At 38.8% G+C, this 16,606-nt stretch carries 10 protein-coding genes; 5 read left to right on the forward strand and 5 right to left on the reverse strand.

All coding sequences use genetic code 11. The features are described from left to right. Positions 1–32: 32 nt before the first annotated feature. The 3 genes from dprA to HXT50_RS01235 are packed head-to-tail and all read right to left on the reverse strand — an operon-like array spanning position 33 to position 3,765. The gene (dprA, locus tag HXT50_RS01225) at positions 33–1,577 is read right to left on the reverse strand and encodes a DNA-processing protein DprA (protein ID WP_004119336.1); all 1,545 of its coding nucleotides are present in this window, start codon (positions 1,575–1,577) and stop codon (positions 33–35) included. After that, positions 1,574–3,217: a YifB family Mg chelatase-like AAA ATPase gene (locus tag HXT50_RS01230; RefSeq protein WP_004119339.1), complete on the reverse strand. Its 1,644-nt coding sequence runs from the start codon at positions 3,215–3,217 to the stop codon at positions 1,574–1,576. The genes dprA and HXT50_RS01230 overlap by 4 nt, the downstream gene beginning before the upstream one ends. Then, the gene (locus HXT50_RS01235; RefSeq protein WP_004119341.1) at positions 3,217–3,765 is read right to left on the reverse strand and encodes a YraN family protein; all 549 of its coding nucleotides are present in this window, start codon (positions 3,763–3,765) and stop codon (positions 3,217–3,219) included. The genes HXT50_RS01230 and HXT50_RS01235 overlap by 1 nt, the downstream gene beginning before the upstream one ends. Before the next feature lie 321 nt (positions 3,766–4,086). Here HXT50_RS01235 and HXT50_RS01240 point away from each other — a divergent pair, with 321 nt between their 5' ends. The 4 genes from HXT50_RS01240 (at position 4,087) to HXT50_RS01255 (ending at position 11,659) form a co-directional block, all read left to right on the forward strand. After that, complete coding sequence (locus tag HXT50_RS01240; protein WP_004119343.1) at positions 4,087–5,409, forward strand: O-acetylhomoserine aminocarboxypropyltransferase/cysteine synthase family protein; 1,323 nt, start codon at positions 4,087–4,089, stop codon at positions 5,407–5,409. Positions 5,410–5,679: 270 nt separating this feature from the next. Continuing rightward, complete coding sequence (locus tag HXT50_RS01245) at positions 5,680–6,519, forward strand: ABC transporter ATP-binding protein (protein ID WP_004106907.1); 840 nt, start codon at positions 5,680–5,682, stop codon at positions 6,517–6,519. 17 nt (positions 6,520–6,536) lie between these two features. After that, the gene (locus HXT50_RS01250; RefSeq protein WP_116442686.1) at positions 6,537–9,230 is read left to right on the forward strand and encodes an FtsX-like permease family protein; all 2,694 of its coding nucleotides are present in this window, start codon (positions 6,537–6,539) and stop codon (positions 9,228–9,230) included. Positions 9,231–9,613: 383 nt separating this feature from the next. Then, the gene (locus tag HXT50_RS01255) at positions 9,614–11,659 is read left to right on the forward strand and encodes a chromosome partitioning protein ParA (RefSeq protein WP_421776923.1); all 2,046 of its coding nucleotides are present in this window, start codon (positions 9,614–9,616) and stop codon (positions 11,657–11,659) included. 81 nt (positions 11,660–11,740) lie between these two features. Here the strand turns inward: HXT50_RS01255 and HXT50_RS01260 are convergent, their stop codons facing one another. Then, the gene (locus HXT50_RS01260; RefSeq protein ID WP_004106900.1) at positions 11,741–12,523 is read right to left on the reverse strand and encodes a response regulator; all 783 of its coding nucleotides are present in this window, start codon (positions 12,521–12,523) and stop codon (positions 11,741–11,743) included. An 18-nt stretch (positions 12,524–12,541) separates the two neighbouring features. After that, positions 12,542–15,070 (reverse strand): sensor histidine kinase, encoded by a 2,529-nt coding sequence (locus HXT50_RS01265; RefSeq protein WP_032842516.1) that lies wholly within the window; start codon positions 15,068–15,070, stop codon positions 12,542–12,544. A 116-nt stretch (positions 15,071–15,186) separates the two neighbouring features. On the opposite strand from HXT50_RS01265, the gene HXT50_RS01270 reads away from it, so the two are divergent. Then, a complete protein-coding gene (locus tag HXT50_RS01270) occupies positions 15,187–16,569 on the forward strand; it encodes an alpha/beta fold hydrolase (RefSeq protein ID WP_421776924.1) in 1,383 nt (460 codons plus the stop codon). Positions 16,570–16,606 lie beyond the last annotated feature (37 nt).

The following is a 16,606-nucleotide window of genomic DNA, read 5'->3' on the forward strand; positions in this document are numbered from 1 at the left end:
TTTCTCACATATCTTGTATTGGGCGCGTTATTTTACGCTACTTTTTGCTGTGATAATGTTAAATTTTCTTTATTTTGTACAATAATTCCTTCCAATTCTAGCAATGCAATTTTCCCAGAAATTTCAGCAATAGATGGTATGTAATCTAATTGTTTTTCTTTGTAAGAAGCTTTTATTATTTCGTATATTCTGTCAACATTTGCAAGTTCGCGTTTGCGTTTGCATGTTGTAATTGCGTCGATAATTAGTTTTTGCGTATTGTCATAATTTTTATAGTCTATACTTAATTTTTCTGGTTTAGGTTGAGAATAAGCAAAGTAATGATGAGATTGAGGAAACAGAATATCTATATCTTGAGTTGAACACAATATTATAGCTTGTGAATCGTGTATTAGCTTGTTGCATCCTGCGTTATTAGGCTGATTGATATCTCCTGGTATAGCGTATAGTTCGCGATTTAAATCAGTTGCCCATGTTGCAGTATTTAGCGCTCCGGATTGTAATCTTGCTTGAGCAACTATAATTTTTGATGCTAGAGCTGCAATAATTCTATTTCGTAATAAAAATCTGTGGCCTACAGGTGTTGTATCTGGGCATAGTTCGCTAATACACGCTCCGCCTTTTGCAATAATTTGTTCAAAAAGCTGATAATTGCATCTGGGTCCCATATGATTTAATCCTCCAGCAAATACAGCAATGGTTTTTCCTGTAGGCTTATTTTCATCTACATCTTGTGCATCTAATGCGCCCCAATGTGCTGCTGCATCAATTCCGTACGCTCCACCAGAAATAACAGTATGACCTTTCGAAGCGCAATCATAAGCAAATTGATATGCAAGTTCTCTTCCGTAGTCTGTGCAAGAGCGTGAGCCAACAATAGCAAGTGGATTATGACATTGTGTTAATGCTTGTGGATTCCCTACACCCCACAAGCATAAAGGTGGTGAGAAATGACTCTGAAAAGCCAAATCTTGTAATTGTTTCGGCCAATATTTGCTGTGTGGTGCAATAATCCATTGCTTTCCGCCAGAAGTGAACCATTGACATAGTGATTCATTATTCCATGTTGGTAAATGCAATAATCGAACGCACCATTTTGAAATAGAATTGTGTAACACTTCTAAAGACTTAGGCGCATTATTGTTGTGATAACCCCACGCTGTTAAGCCCTTCTTGAAATAATTTTCTAAGAGTGTAAGTTCTTTATGGTTTTTTATGAAACTTAACATTGTAGATACTAATTCTTGATTTTTGTTACGTTTTCTTGAACTAAAAGTTTTAGAATTGGCATCGTTTTCTTGATCTGCTACTTCACTAATAATTGGAAGTTGCATTTGTTGAGCTGAGCCTGTTGATTGTTGTTTCGTATAATTTTTCACAATTGTTTTTAATATTGAAACAATTTCTTTAGCGCTTTTAGATCCCAATAGTAGCGTGTACATAATTGCATCCGCTCCTTCAAGGCAGAATGTAAGTATTGCACGAGATATTGTTTCTTCGTCTGGTGAAGAAAAATCGCTAGGTACACTAATGGTTTCTTCAGTGTTATCCGTGTTGTTTATGTTCTTAGTATTCATATTCGTGTCCTTAAACTGATAGCTTGTGCAATGTCTGTCATGTCTGGTGAAGTGTGTCCAGAAAGATCAGTAAGCGTCCACGCGAGTCGCAATGCTCTATCTGCTCCGCGCAAACTCAGTTGATGCTTTTCTAATGCACGGTTGATAAGTCCTACAGCTTGCTGTGAAGTGTATTTTCTAAGCCACGTTCCAGATGCTTGTGCGTTGCAATCCCAACCTTGTTTTATAAAACGGTCTCGAGCAATTTTACGAGCTTCTATTACGTTATCTCGCATTGTTTTGCTATTTAGATACGTGTTTTTAACTGTGTTTTGTACATTGTTTTGATGATGGTTTGAAATAATAATTCGTTCTACCGGAGGCACATCCATTTGAATATCAATACGGTCAAGAATTGGACCTGAAAGGCGTGAAAAATATCGTGCTCTTTCGCGCTCTTTGCAAGTACATCGTTCTCCATTTCCGTATGCGTATCCGCAAGGACAAGGATTTGCAGCAATAACAAGCTGGAATTTAGCTGGATAAAGAGTTGTCCCTTTTGAACGAGAAATAGCAATATGCCCTGATTCCAATGGTTCTCTTAGGGTTTGCAATACTCTAGGAGAAAACTCTGGAGCTTCATCCATAAACAGCACTCCGCAATGTGCTCTAGTAATAATCCCAGGTTTTGCAACTCCTGTTCCTCCTCCGATAAGAGAAGCTGCTGAAGCAGTATGGTGAGGTGCTTCAAATGGTGGAATATTGCTAATTCCGTAATAGGGTAGTGTTCCACAAAGTGAACGAATTGAAGCAACCTCAAGCTGTTCTTGTTCGTTAAGTGGACACATAATGCTTGGTATTCGTGAAGCTAGCATGGTTTTCCCAGATCCTGGAGGCCCAATCATCATTACGTGATGCCCTCCAGCTGCAGCAACTTGTAGAGCCCATTTTGTATGTTCTTGTCCTATTACTTCAGACATATCTCCAATTTCATATTTTGGTTCAATTTGTAGTGGAGAAGTGCTTTCTTCGTGAATTGACGAATTATAATCTTCTTCTCCATTGTTATAATTTCCATTTCGTTCAAGGACTTGCATATGTTTATACGCAGGGTCTTCTTCAATAAGCTTGAGTGATTCTTCGCTCAAACTGCCATGCAATTGCGTCACTAAATCTAAAATATGGTGTATTCCAATAGATTCAATTCCATCTACAAGTTGCGCTTCGGCAAGATTTTCTTGCGGAATAAGCATTCGTTTAAAATGCATCTTTTTTGCGTAAAGTGCAATAGGAAGAATGCCTTGAATAGGTAATACTGTCCCGTCAAGATTTAGTTCTCCTAAAATAACTGTATTTTCTAATTCTGTAAGTGGAATATACTTTTCTGCGCTTAGTATGCTTGCCGCGATAGCTAAATCGTATGATGCTCCGCTTTTTGGCATTGAAGCAGGTGATAAGTTTACTGTTACCCTTCCTTCAGGCCATTTACAATGCAACGCAAAATGAGCTGATTTAACGCGCTCTCTTGCTTCGCTTAATGAAGTGTCAGGTAAGCCGATAATAGAAAAGTTTGGCATATTTCCAGATATAAAAGCTTGCAGATGAATAGTAAAAGCTTTAAGACCAATAAGTCCTATTGATGTTGCGTTTCCAATATGCATTAGAATGCTCCTTGAACATGCTTGAATTGGATTGATGAATTATCTTCAATTTCTTCCAAAGATTGCAATTCATATGCAGAATCTGGATAAGTGTATTTGTTAATAATAAGAATTGATACAGCGTCAAATCGAATACGGTAATGAGGTATGTCGCTTCCGAATTCTTCCAGCCATTTCATACCAGTTGTACGTAATTTGCTACATTTTTCTTGAGTAATTGCTTCAAGTGGAGTGCCACAACGTACGCTTCTTCGAGTTTTTACTTCAACGAATACCAATTTTTGTTCTGGAGTAATCATCACCAAATCTAGCTCTCCATTACGGCAATGCCAGTTTCGGTCAATAATGTGCCACCCTTTTTGTATGAGTCGCAAAGCTGCGTATGTTTCTCCCAGTTTTCCCAACTCTTTACTTTCAAGAGAATCATCTTGAAGCTCGTTGGACACTTGTTCAAGTTTTTCTTGCAAAAATACTTGAGCAGTCTCAGCGTCGTCAATCTCGTCAAGCGAGATAATTTCATCGTCAATAATGTGTTTTTGTGTAATCATGCTGCTATTTTCTGTGCTTATTGAGCAGTAATCCAGATTTTTTAAGCATTGTGGATAAAAGCTGCATACGGCGTGTTGTATTAGAAATTCAGTATATTTTCTGTATTTTTCTAAAACAGATTTCGCTATTTTTTGCAAACTGTTAATTCGTTATAGCTAATTTTGATAACCGCAGGTATGTACGAATGAACCATAGTGGCATATTGTCGTTATCACTTAAATAAATATGTAAACAGAAAACGGAAAAGTAAGTGGATGCGCAAAGTGAGCTGAAGCAAACTAATCTACTGTTTGAAAAAGTCGCAAAACTGGAGGGGTATTATGAGCGATATTGAAGAAACGCAAGGAAAGTATCATTTTGAAACCTTGCAGTTGCATGTTGGTCAAGAGCAGGCGGATCCGGCAACTGATTCTCGTGCAGTTCCTATTTATCAAACGACGAGCTACGTGTTCCACGATTTTGATCATGCCGCTGCTCGTTTTGATTTGCGTGACGCTGGAAATATTTATGGCCGTTTGACGAATTCTACTCAAGATGTTTTTGAGCGTAGAATTGCAGCTCTTGAAGGTGGAACTGCAGCTTTGGCTGTTGCTTCTGGTGCGGCAGCTGTAGACTATGCTATTCGTAACATCACTCAGCAGGGCGATCACATTGTGTCTTCAAAGAATGTGTATGGTGGAACTTATAACCTTCTTCGTCATACTCTTCCTCGAGATGGTGTAACAACTACTTTTGTGGATCCTAAGAATCCTCAGAACTTCGAGGATGCAATTCAGCCGAATACGAAGCTCGTGTACTTTGAAACTTTTGGTAATCCTAATGCTGATTTGCCTGATTTTGAGGCTATTTCCGAGATTGCGCATCGCCACAATCTTCCTGTTTTTGTTGACAACACTTTTGCAACTGCATACTTGTTCCGTCCGCTTGAGCATGGTGCAGATATTGTAGTTGAGTCTGCTACGAAGTTTATTGGCGGCCATGGCACAACTCTTGGTGGCATTATTGTTGAAGGCGGCAATTTTGATTGGGCTAAAGTCCCTGGAAAATTCCCAACTCTTACTGAAGCTGACCCTAGCTATCATGGTTTGAACTTCTATGATGCTTTAGGATCTGTGGCTTTTGTGACTCGTATTCGTGCGATTATTTTGCGCGATACTGGCGCTTGCATTAGCCCGTTTGCTGCATTCTTGCTTTTGCAAGGCACGGAAACTTTGAGTTTGCGTGTTGAGCGTCACGTTGAGAATGCGTTGAAAGTTGTGAAATATTTGCAAACTGTGCCAGAAGTTGAATCTGTAAGTCATCCTTCTATTGAAGGTCGTTCTGATCACGAGCTTTATAAGCGCTACTTCCCGAATGGTGGAGGCTCTATTTTTACGTTTGATATTAAAGGTGGAAGGGATGCAGCTCGCGTATTTATTGACAATTTACAGCTTTTCTCGCTTCTTGCAAACGTTGCTGACGTAAAGTCATTGGTTATTCACCCTGCATCTACTACGCACTCTCAGGAAACTCCTGAAGAATTGGAAGATCAAGGCATTCATGAAGGCACTATTCGTTTGTCTATTGGAACTGAACATATTGACGATATTCTTGCCGATTTGCAGCGCGGATTTGACGCTGTTCGTAAAGCAGGACTTGCTTAAATAGAAAAGAGAAAGCAAAGTAAAAAATTATTAATTAAAAATATTCCTGAAGATCCATTACCATTTTATTCGGAGCGCATTCGTATTTGTATGTGCTCCGATTTTTTATACATTATGTAAATTTACGCATCATACTTTAGGATGAGATGCTAATTTTTTCTCAATAATTTCCGCCTTACGCACGATAGTAACCAGCAGTCTTTTCACGTAAATTTAAGTATTAGCAGTAGATAACTATGCGATTACTACTTTTTAAGAAAAGGAGCATTTATGAACAGTCCGTACGAAACAAGCTCATACGAGCAAGAAAATGCTTTAGATTTTAGAGCAGATTTTAACCAAAACTTGATTGGTGAGACGGCAGTTGCAGCTTTGCATGTTGTTAAAGATTTTGGCAAGGGTGCAGGCATTGTTCACGCTTTGCGAGACGTTAGTGTTAGCTTTGAGCGCGGCAAGTTCACTGCGATTATGGGCCCGTCTGGCTCTGGAAAGTCAACTTTAATGCATTCTTTGGCTGGTCTTGACAGCGTTAATTCTGGAAAAGTTTTGGTAGATGGCCTAGATATTACAGGAATGAGCGATAAACAGCTTACGCTTATGCGACGCGAAATGGTTGGGTTCATTTTCCAAAGTTTTAATCTTCTTCCAATGTTTAGTGCTGAGCAAAATATTCTTATGCCTCTTACTTTGGCAGGCAAAAAGCCAGATAAGCAATGGTTTAATACTTTGGTTTTAACTCTTGGCTTGCAAGATCGCTTAAAGCATAGGCCTGCTGAGCTTTCTGGCGGTCAGCGACAACGCGTTGCAATTGCTCGAGCTTTAATCTCTAAGCCTTCCGTAGTTTTTGCGGATGAGCCTACCGGTAATCTTGACTCTGCTTCCAGCTCAGAAGTTTTGCATTTTTTGAAGAAGTCTGTAACGGAACTTGGTCAAACTGTGATTATGGTTACTCACGACGCTGTTGCAGCGTCTTATGCGGATCGAGCAATCGTGTTTGCAGATGGTCAAATCGTTGAAGACGTGCAAAATCCTACTGCAGAAGGAATGAGCAAGATGCTTATGGAACGCAGCGAGGCTGGCGTTAATAATCAGCCTGCTCAATTGCAATAAAAGGTGGTGAAGTTAGAATGTGGAAAATCGCACTAAAACTTATGCGTAAAAGCGTGCGCATGCTAATCGCCTCTGGAATTGCAATTCTTATAGGCAGCATGTTTATGAGCGCTACTTTGCTTTTTGCAAACAGCGTTGATGACTTGATGGTTCGTAACGCAACAAATGAATTCGGTAGCGCAAATTATGCAATCTCATTTAAAAATCCTAACAGCTCTCCGAGTAGTGAAATTCATTACAAAGACCTTCATTTAGACAAAATATCGAAGATGCCTGGTATCAACGGTATTCGTAGTGACGATGCGACTGCGCTTGTAAGAGTGGAAAAAGGTGATAAATCAGTTACAAGTATTGCTTGGTCTAGTGGTTTGTATGGAAATCTTCCTGTTTATAAATCAACAGAAGGTAGAGATCCGCAAAAAATAGGCGAAATTACGCTTATTAAAAGTATTGCAAAATCAATACATGCAAACATTGGCGATACTATAACTTTGGTTAAAGTAGATGACACTGGCGGAGATAAAGAAAAATCGTACGATGTTCGTGTGGTTGGTCTTGTAGACGATGGAGAACATTCTCAAATACCAGTTTCAAATCGCGGCACGTATCTTGGTGGAGTAACGAATGATTTTTGTGCAAAACTCAACAATCTTAAGAATTTTGACAATGAAGTTGTGCAAAGCAAAGTGTACATGAGTATTGATGAATCTAAAATAAACGATTTATCTCCTAAGATTAACTCTTTGCTTCCTTCGAGATTCTCTCTTATGTCTAGGCATGAAGTTGGCGTAAGAGCTGTTCGAAATGTGTCTAACGGCACTAATTTTGTAACCATGTTCTTGCTATCTTTTGGTATCCTAGCGTTGCTTATTTCTTCGCTTGTTATAGCAAACACATTCCAAGTATTAGTTGCACAGCGTAGACGAACTCTTGCGCTTTTGCGCGTAATCGGCGCACAGTCACACCAGCTTTATGCGGCAGTTTTGCTTGAAGCTGCAATACTTGGAGTTATTTCTGCAGGTGTTGGTGTGCTTTGCGCAATCGGATTTATGGGCGCAATTAGTAATGTGAATATTAATTCTGGACCGTTATCTAAGATTCCTTTGATTGTTTCACTTCCGGCAATTGTGTGGCCAATAGCAATTGGCACGATTGTAACAGTTCTTGCATCTATGAGTGCTGCTCGATCTGCTACAAAAGTAACGCCTATGGAAGCGCTGCGACCAATGGATTTGATTAAAGATAAGCGTGCAAGCATTATTCGCGCTGTTTTTGGCGTTCTGTTTATTGTTGTAGGTATTTTAGCTACGGCTTTAAGTGCTACTTCTTTGGCAAGCATGATTGCGGGTAAGTCGCCTACTGCTGGTTCTGACTCTTGGATGACTTTGCTTGGAGCAATGTTTGGTTGTGCGCTTGTTTTTATTGGCATTATTATTACAGCAACATTCTGGATGCCGTTTGCTATGAAGGCAACTGGAGCAATTATGGCGCTTTGTGGGCCCGCGTCTAAAGTTGCTAATGCAAACGTGCAAAGAAATCCTAGAAGAGTTGCAGCAACTGGAACAGCTTTGCTTATTGGAGTAACGCTTGTTTCTACAGTAGTAACGGGCGCAATTTGTGGTAAAGCAACTCTTAAAGGTGTTGTTGATGACCATTACAGTGTTGACATTATTATTCAAGGCAAGAATGTTGATGAATCTTTAGCTGCCGACATTTCAAAGATTAGTGGAATAAAGCATACTGAGTTGCTTCCTGCAGTTCCTATGACTTTTAAGAACGCTAAGGGCAAAACTGAGTATGCTATGGCAGCTGGAGTTGATAATGTAAATCAACTTAAAAATGTAATGCACACTGATCTTGATGGCGTTAATATAAACAAAGATTCTGTGCTTTTGCCTAAGTTTAACGAAGAAGGGGGAGAACCCTTTGAACTTAAAAAAGGAAACCTTAATCTACAAGCTTATGTAGAAAAGTACAGTTCTGGTGAAACAGACAGTGATGATATTACGCCATTTACCGGAATGAATACAGACCCGAGTAATAACGATAAGAGCATTACTGTAAAGCAAGTTCAGTTTAAGAAGTATAGGAATGTCAATATATATTCAAGGAATACTGCTTTTGTGAGCAAATCTTACTTCAATAACTACCTTAAGCCTACAACGCATATTCTGCTTATTTCGGTAGACTCTAGCAAAGCTAATCTTGTAGATATTGTTAAGAATATTAGAAATATTACATCTAGCTATGCGGAGGTTATGGCTGGTGGAAGCGTGTTCCAGCGAGCGCAGTGGGAAAGTGCTATCGACGTAATGATGATGTTGCTTGTTGGCTTAATAGCAGTAGCTGTTGTGATTGCTTTAATAGGTGTTGCAAACACATTAAGCTTGTCTGTTATTGAGCGAACCAAAGAATCTGCAACTTTGCGAGCAATCGGCATGACAAGAGGACAGGTTAGAAGATCTCTTGCGTTGGAAGCAACGTTGATTTCCTTAACAAGCACCGTTTCTGGCTTGATTGTTGGAACAGCGTTTGGGTGGATTGGATCCTACATGGTGTTTAGCGCAATTGGCAAAGTTCCGTTTGTAATTGATTGGACTATTTACGCGGTTCTTGCTCTAATCGCTTTGCTTGCAGCGCTTCTTTCCAGCGTTCTTCCAGCTCGTAGAGCAGTAAAGTCTTCGCCAGTAGTTGCGCTCGCGGAGGACTAAATTTCGTAAGAACATATGTGAAAAGATAGTCTGTAGAAGTTAAGTTGCAGAAAAAATAGAGATAATGCCGGTATGTAAATTTTACTTATCGGCATTATCTTTTTCTTAGGCTTTTTCGACACTCTGAAAAAATTTGTAATATTGTTATTATTTTTTAAAAATTATTGTGTATAACTATTCGAATTATATAATATTATGTGCATAATTGGCATTTTTTATTAATGGTCTTCAAAAATAATACGATTATTATTCATTATGACAAGTTTTATCGGAAATATTCCGAATAAATAGCGTTGAAAATGTATTTATTCCTTTGTTATGCTCAAGGATGACTGCTGACATAAGTTAGACATGAAGGCCGCTACGAGCAAGGAGTAACAAATATGGTAACGGTCAAGAAAAAATCTGCCGCAGCAATCGCAGGATTTGTTTTGTTCCTGCAAGGCCCAATGCCAGCATGGGCGCAAGAAGCTGTTGAGGATGTACAAAATACGCAAGCTCAAACAGAGGTGACTGCAAAAGCATCTACTGAAGAAGCAATTGAAAAAGCTGAAGAGCAGGTTCAGCAATTAGAAGCTCAAATTGAAGAGTATAAGAAAAAAGTTGCAGAATTTGACGATCTTTTAAGTAAAATCTCTGAAACTGAAAAAGGATTTGAAAACGTTGAGAAAGATAAGGGAAAGGAACTTTTAGAAGCTGAAAATGCATTGAAAATGGATTCCGAAGCCGCAAAAGTAAAAATTGCAGAATTTGAAAAATCCAAAGAAGAAAAGGATAACGAGCTTATTGGATTAAAAGCCGCATATGAACTTTTAAAAGAGCAATATGATCATGCAAAATTAGCTCTTGATGCTTTGCAAAGTGACGAAGAAGAAAAAAGTCAAACAAAAGAAAGAGCTGCAGCTAATATAAAACAATATGAATCACAGATTTCAGATCTTCACAAAGAAGTAGATAATCTTAATGAATCTATTGCAAGTGATTCTGCTCAAATTAAAGAGTATGATACAAAAATCGGTGAATTGGAATCCGCATTAGAAAAAGTTGATCCAAACGATGGTGATAATATTTATTCTATAGCGGAGCAGTTTAGAAAAGTCTCTAATGATCAAACTTCACTTAGCAAAAAAGTTGAAGAAAATAAGAAACTTGTTGCTGCTAAAGAAAAAACTGTGAAAGAATTAGAAGTTCTTTTCCAGAATGCAAAGCAAGAATTTGAAAAAGTAAGTGAAGATCTTCAAAAAATTAAAGATCAAATTGATGAGTCTAAAAAAGATGTAGCTAGTAAGCTTGAAGCTTCCAACAGTAAAGATTCTGAAGTAAAGAAAGCAGAGTCTGAAACAAAGCTTCTTAATAATATTATTGAGAACTATAAGTTAGTTGACGACAAAAAGAAACTAGATGAAAAAATTAAGTCATTAAGAAATGGCTTTGAAGGCGCTAAAACATTTAAGAACAATCAGATTCAGGAGAGAACTGCGAAAAGTGATTTAAAGAAGCAAGCTGAGGATTCTTTAAAGGACGCGGAAAAGAATCTTGAGGAAGCTAAAGCTAAAGTTACTATTCTTAAAGCTCAATTGAAGAAGGAAAAAGATCAAAAAGATCAGCAAAGTGGTAACAGTTCTGCTGGTAATAATGAGGCAAAAGAATCAGGAAAACAGACTGGTCCTACTGCTCCAGCACCTTCTGATTCTAAAAAAGATAATGAATCTCAAGAGCATGCTGCTCCAGTCCCTGCACCTCCAGTAGCATCTGCTCCGAAAGTAGCTGCTCCTGCCGAATCCGATACACAATCAAATGCTGCTTCTGAGGTTCCTAAAGCTAAGGTTCCAGTGCCATCTGTTAATTCTCCGGTTGTGCCGCCAGCTTCTGCGGCTCCAACAGTACCAGTTCCTACTGTTCCTACTGTTCCGTCGGCACCTGCTGCTCCTGCAACCCCTGCGGTTCCAGCAGTTCAAGTTGAAAATAATTCAACTCATGTTGTTCCTGCAGCTTCTGCGGTTCCAGCAGTGCCAAGCTCCAAGCCTTCTGATGCAAATACTCAGAAAGTAGTAGTTCCGGTTGTTGAAATAGTTAAAAAGGTTTCTTCTGCAGCCGAATCTCATGCTCCAGCTGCTGCTAATACTTCTTCTTCGCCTGTGACTCCGACAGACAATACTTCAAAAACAAACAAGTCAACCGAATCACAGGTTTCAGAAGAAAACTCTACGAAGCCTGAAAATAACAAGGGTGATGTTGAGGAAGTTGAAGAAAAGACTCCTGTTGAAAGCAATAAGCCACAAGCTCAAGCTAAAGTTGCAGGCGAAAACAAGTCTTCTGGTAATATGCTTAGCACTATAATGCTAGGCGTTTTGGGTGCATTAACTATTTCTGGAGCTGCTGCTGCCGGCGTGACTGTTATGCGTCACCGTCGCCTTCCAAGAGCATAAATTAAAAGGCTACTAGGTACGTTGATAATCTAAATTGCGGCTATTTGTGTCTATGCATAAACAGCCGCAATTTTATATTTTTTACGGCTTAACTAAGCCATTTTCGTAAGCGAAAACTACAGCTTGAACGCGGTCTCTAGCATCGATTTTTCCTAAAATATGCGCAACATGCGTTTTTACTGTGGGCAAGCTAATAAATAGTTTGTCAGCAATTTCCTGATTTGAAAGTCCGTGAGCAATTTCAACAAGAACTTCGCGTTCTCTATCAGTAAGTTCTGGAATAGCAGAATTTTCGTATGTGCAGCTTTGTGTTTCTTGTACATCCGGATTTGTTTGCGCAGTCGAACTTGCTTGTACATCGTAACTTGCTTGTGCGGTATAATTCGCAGCACTGTTTTCTGTAGTATTTGTTGCTACTTTGCTTTGCTGAATCATAGTTTCAATCAAACGCTTCGTAGCAGTCGGAGCAATAATTGCGTTTCCTTGATACACTGTTCGTATTGAATTAAGCAAAGTTTCAGGTTCAGTATCTTTCAAAAGGAACCCGGAAGCGCCAGCATGAATTGCAGCCATAACATATTCGTCTAAATCAAAAGTTGTCAGAATAATAATTTTAGTATTTTCGTTAGTTTTTTGCTGCAGAATCTTGCGAGTTGCTTCCAATCCGTCCATTACAGGCATGCGAACGTCCATAAGAATAATGTCTGGATGATCTCTTTCTGTAATCTCTACTATTTGTTTTCCATTCGCTGCTTGAGCAACAACTTGCATATCTTGCTGCGAGTTAATTACCATAGCAAATCCTGCACGAACAAGCTCCTGATCGTCTGCTATTGTAACGCGAATTACTCCATTGTTTTCCATATTTTCTATAGTATCAACTTATTCTTGCTTATTTAATGCACTGTGTTGAATTTGCTCATCGAGCGAGGGAGCAGGGCGAACTGCAATTTCAGTTACATTCGCACCATTATTTGCTGAATTAACGCTTGATCCTGTTTCTCGCAAAATTCCAAGCAATTTTCGCATATATTTTAGTGCTGAGCGACCTTCATCTCCAATATTTTTGAAAGCTTTACTAATTTCTTCACTTTGTCCCTGTGATTGCTCTGGGTCTGATGACTTTCGATTTTCTGTATTGTTATTTGCTTTTTCGTATTTATTTAGCATATCAATTCCGTTATTTGCGGCATCGATTACTTTATGCAGTGTAACAGCAACTTTTTGCTGAATATTTGAGCTAAGTCGCTGCCTTTCTGCGTTTGCTGCAAGTACTTCTAGCTGTTTTTGTTCTTGCTCGAGTTCTGTTCTGCGTGTTTTTAGAAGCAATAAATTATTGTCATCGTTTCTTCGGTAATAAGCAAACGCAATAACTGTAAAACAAATTAACGCAACTGCGAAACCAAAAACTAATCCTACGGATGCCATTTGCATAATGATATAAAAATTAGTCGTGTCTATATTCGATGTAAAGAATTGTATTGGAGTTGCATTTTTTGGAATATTTCTTGATGCGATGCCAATTTTTAGTGCAAAAATAGCAGATTCTAAAAGTACTATTGCGCTAATCCATTGCCATGCGCGCTTTTTGCCGTATAGAACCGCAGCATAAATAATGCTTGGAATGAATAAGTTAGCAAACAAAATATTAGGTAAGAATATTAGCTGTATTGCAGAAAATATTGCGGCAACAATTGCGCATGTTGTTGGAGATTTTCTACGGAACATAAACGGCACCATGGTTGCAAGAGTAAATACTCTATAAAATATTTCTAACGAAAGTGAGTCGAAATATTGTGAAGACATTCCATCTCCAAGAATAAAATCATAAGTTGGTACAAAAAGCATCAGAACAATCCAAGGCGCTGCATAAATAATGTCTCCAATAAGCCAATGTTGTTCAAACCATTGTGATACTTTCTCAATCTTATTTTGTGAAGCATTTACTTCTGGAAAAACTTTTGATGAGGTTGGAACATTTGCATTTGCCGGTTTTGTTTGCGCTACTGATTGATTATTAATTTTTGCATTCTTATAAGTAACGTTAGGAATACTATTTAATACAGAAGCAGTAGTATTTGACGGGTCTGTGCTGTAAGAATATGGAATAAAAGCAACAATACTAAACGTTCCATCGTTTAGTTTCCCGTAATTAAGCGTTCCGTGAAGATTTTCAATGCGTTCTTTCATGCCAATTAAGCCATAACCGTTTTTATGCTGCGCATTGCTATTTTGCGTTTGGTTAACTTCGATTTTGTGTATTTCATTTGTAATTTTTAGTTTTAAACCTTGGTTGTTCCATTCTTCATGAATGTTTACTTTAACGCATTCGCCTGCATGCTTTCGAATATTAGTAAGTGCTTCTTGAATAATTCTATATGCTACAGTTTGTGCAGCTTTGTTGAGTTTATGAGAAGAATTTATGCCATCAACAGTATGCCAAAAAATATTATTTGGTGAAGCAATTCGCGCTTGCTCAATAAGTGATGGCACGTGATTCAAATTTGTGTCGTTAGAAGGTGCATCAGTTAAAGCTTCTAGCAGCCTACGCATGTCGTGAACGGCGCGCTCAGCTTCATTTTTAATAATATGCATTGTTTTTTTAGCGAGCGAAATATTTTGTGTTGCGGCATAACGGCCGCCATCTGCTTGCACAATAATAATAGAAAGCGTATGAGCAACAATATCGTGCATATCTCTAGCGATTCTTGCTCGCTCTGCAGTAACAGCAATGTGTTGAGCTTTTCGGCGGTACGCGCGAATAGCGTTATTGTGTTCTTGCAAAAGTTGAATAGTATGCACATGAGTGCGCTGCCAGTAGCCAATAATAACCGTAATAGTGGTAATAATAATCGCAAAAATTATGGAAGGAATCGCAAAATTAAGTATATTTGAAACGCAATTTTTTATATTACTGCTATTTATATTTCGTACACTGCAGGTATAACTAGATTTCGAATGATTATTGCCATATATTGGTCCCATTACAACATTCCACGATATTAATGCGCAAGATAATATGGTTGTTATGTAAGCTGTAATAACAAAAACTTTCGTATGCGTTGGGTTTCCGCGCGCAATAGCGTTAACAAGCAGCACGAAACCAAAGAAATCAGCGAAAAGTTGAGCTGGACCAAATATTACTTGCACAATGCAAATAACAATAAAAATAATAGCCGCCTGTTCAGGCCATATCTTTCTTACTGAAAGTAGTAGTGCAACAACGATATTTGTAAGCGCTACTGTAACCAGCGAACCCTGAGTCAGTAAACCGTCAACATAGCTTATACTATATCTATTGTTTGAAAGTATAAAAAGAATAAGTGGAATAATACCCCATAATATGTCGTTTAATGTGAGCTCTTTTCGTAAGGACTGTATAACACTTTGAAACATATTAGGTACTTTCATAATTACTAGGCTAGTGCATAGCACTTTATAGAACAATCGAACTTGAGTATGATTTATATAAGAATGTGTAATTGACATTGCATGTAGCATGCAAGAGTACAGAAAGGGAGTGCGAAATGGCGTTACTTACAAGCTATTATGTTCCGGGATTGCATATCGAAGAACGTGCAATTGACGTGCCGCTTGATTGGGAAGGAAACACTCCTGGTGGAGCTATTAAAGGCGAAACAATCCGATTGTTCTGTAGAGTAGTTTGTGCTCCTGAGCATGTACATGATAATTTGCCTTTATTAGTATTTTTGCAAGGAGGTCCTGGTGGGCAGTGTCCACGACCACTTTCGCCTTCTAGTGATGGCTGGATTCAAGAAGCTATTAAACATTTTCGCGTAGTCTTGCCGGATCAGCGTGGTGTTGGGCGTTCTTCAAGAGTAGACGCTTCAACTATGAAGCGCATGGCAGATGACGGTGTAAGCGTTGAGCGACAAGCCTGGTATTTAAAGCGTTTCTTGGCTGACTCTATTATTCGCGATTTTGAACATCTGCGACTTACTGAATTCGATGCTAAGCCATGGGTTTCACTTGGTCAAAGCTATGGTGGCTTCTTGACTCTTACATATCTATCACTATTCCCTCAAGGATTAATTGCAAGCTTTACAACAGGAGGTATTCCTCACGTTCCAGCAAATGCGCGTGAAGTCTATGAGCATACTTTTCCTCGTATGGCGCGTAAAACTGAGCAATTCTATGAGCGCTATCCGCAAGATGTTGCTCGTGCTGCAGCTATTGCAGATCGTATTGCACAGGGTGATGTTGTGCTTCCGAACGGTGAAAAACTTACGGTTGAGCGATTCCAAATGTTGGGTTCTTCATTTGGAATGAAACCAAGTTTTGAACGAGTGCATTGGTTAATTGACTCTGCGTTTGCAGATGGTGATGGTTCCTTGAAAGCATTTAAGCACGGCGGAGGAGCTTCTGCAGGTAGTTTAAGTGACGATTTTGTGTATGGTGTCATGGATTCTACAGCTTCTAGTCCACTTTATTGGCCATTACAAGAATTTATTTATGCTGATGGTGAATTGGAACACCCAATTTTGTGGGCTGCTCAGCAGGTTCGAGAAACTATGCCAGAGTTTTCTGGTTCTGCTCGCCCTATTATGTTTACAGGCGAAGCAATGTTTCCTTGGATGTACGATCAAGAGAAAGCTTTGCAACCATTCCTTCCAGCTGTTGACTGCTTGATGAAAGATAAGCAGTTTGGCAAAATTTACGATCAAGATCAACTTGCTAATAACGAAGTTCCATTGCAATCAGCAGTGTATTTTGATGACATGTATGTCGATTCTGGTCTTCAGCTTGACACTCTTTCTCGTATTGCCAACTCCCACTATTGGACAACGAACGAGTTTGAGCATGATGGTTTGCATGGAGACATTGTTTTCCGTCATTTGTTTGATGAGACGCTGAATCGTGGTGATTTAGAGGGAATTTATAAGAGATAAGCCATATATAAAGGTAATAATTTTAATATGCGCAATG

This window comes from Gardnerella sp. KA00243, assembly GCF_049244105.1.
GTDB lineage: Bacteria > Actinomycetota > Actinomycetes > Actinomycetales > Bifidobacteriaceae > Bifidobacterium > Bifidobacterium leopoldii.

What these genes read in the sequence shown, in the direction of transcription:
- dprA (WP_004119336.1), bottom strand. Translation starts at nt 1,577, where the DNA reads ATGAATACTAAGAACATAAACAACACGGATAACACTGAAGAAACCATT.
- HXT50_RS01230 (WP_004119339.1), bottom strand. Translation starts at nt 3,217, where the DNA reads ATGCATATTGGAAACGCAACATCAATAGGACTTATTGGTCTTAAAGCT.
- HXT50_RS01235 (WP_004119341.1), bottom strand. Translation starts at nt 3,765, where the DNA reads ATGATTACACAAAAACACATTATTGACGATGAAATTATCTCGCTTGAC.
- HXT50_RS01240 (WP_004119343.1), top strand. Translation starts at nt 4,087, where the DNA reads ATGAGCGATATTGAAGAAACGCAAGGAAAGTATCATTTTGAAACCTTG.
- HXT50_RS01245 (WP_004106907.1), top strand. Translation starts at nt 5,680, where the DNA reads ATGAACAGTCCGTACGAAACAAGCTCATACGAGCAAGAAAATGCTTTA.
- HXT50_RS01250 (WP_116442686.1), top strand. Translation starts at nt 6,537, where the DNA reads ATGTGGAAAATCGCACTAAAACTTATGCGTAAAAGCGTGCGCATGCTA.
- HXT50_RS01255 (WP_421776923.1), top strand. Translation starts at nt 9,614, where the DNA reads ATGGTAACGGTCAAGAAAAAATCTGCCGCAGCAATCGCAGGATTTGTT.
- HXT50_RS01260 (WP_004106900.1), bottom strand. Translation starts at nt 12,523, where the DNA reads ATGGAAAACAATGGAGTAATTCGCGTTACAATAGCAGACGATCAGGAG.
- HXT50_RS01265 (WP_032842516.1), bottom strand. Translation starts at nt 15,070, where the DNA reads ATGAAAGTACCTAATATGTTTCAAAGTGTTATACAGTCCTTACGAAAA.
- HXT50_RS01270 (WP_421776924.1), top strand. Translation starts at nt 15,187, where the DNA reads ATGGCGTTACTTACAAGCTATTATGTTCCGGGATTGCATATCGAAGAA.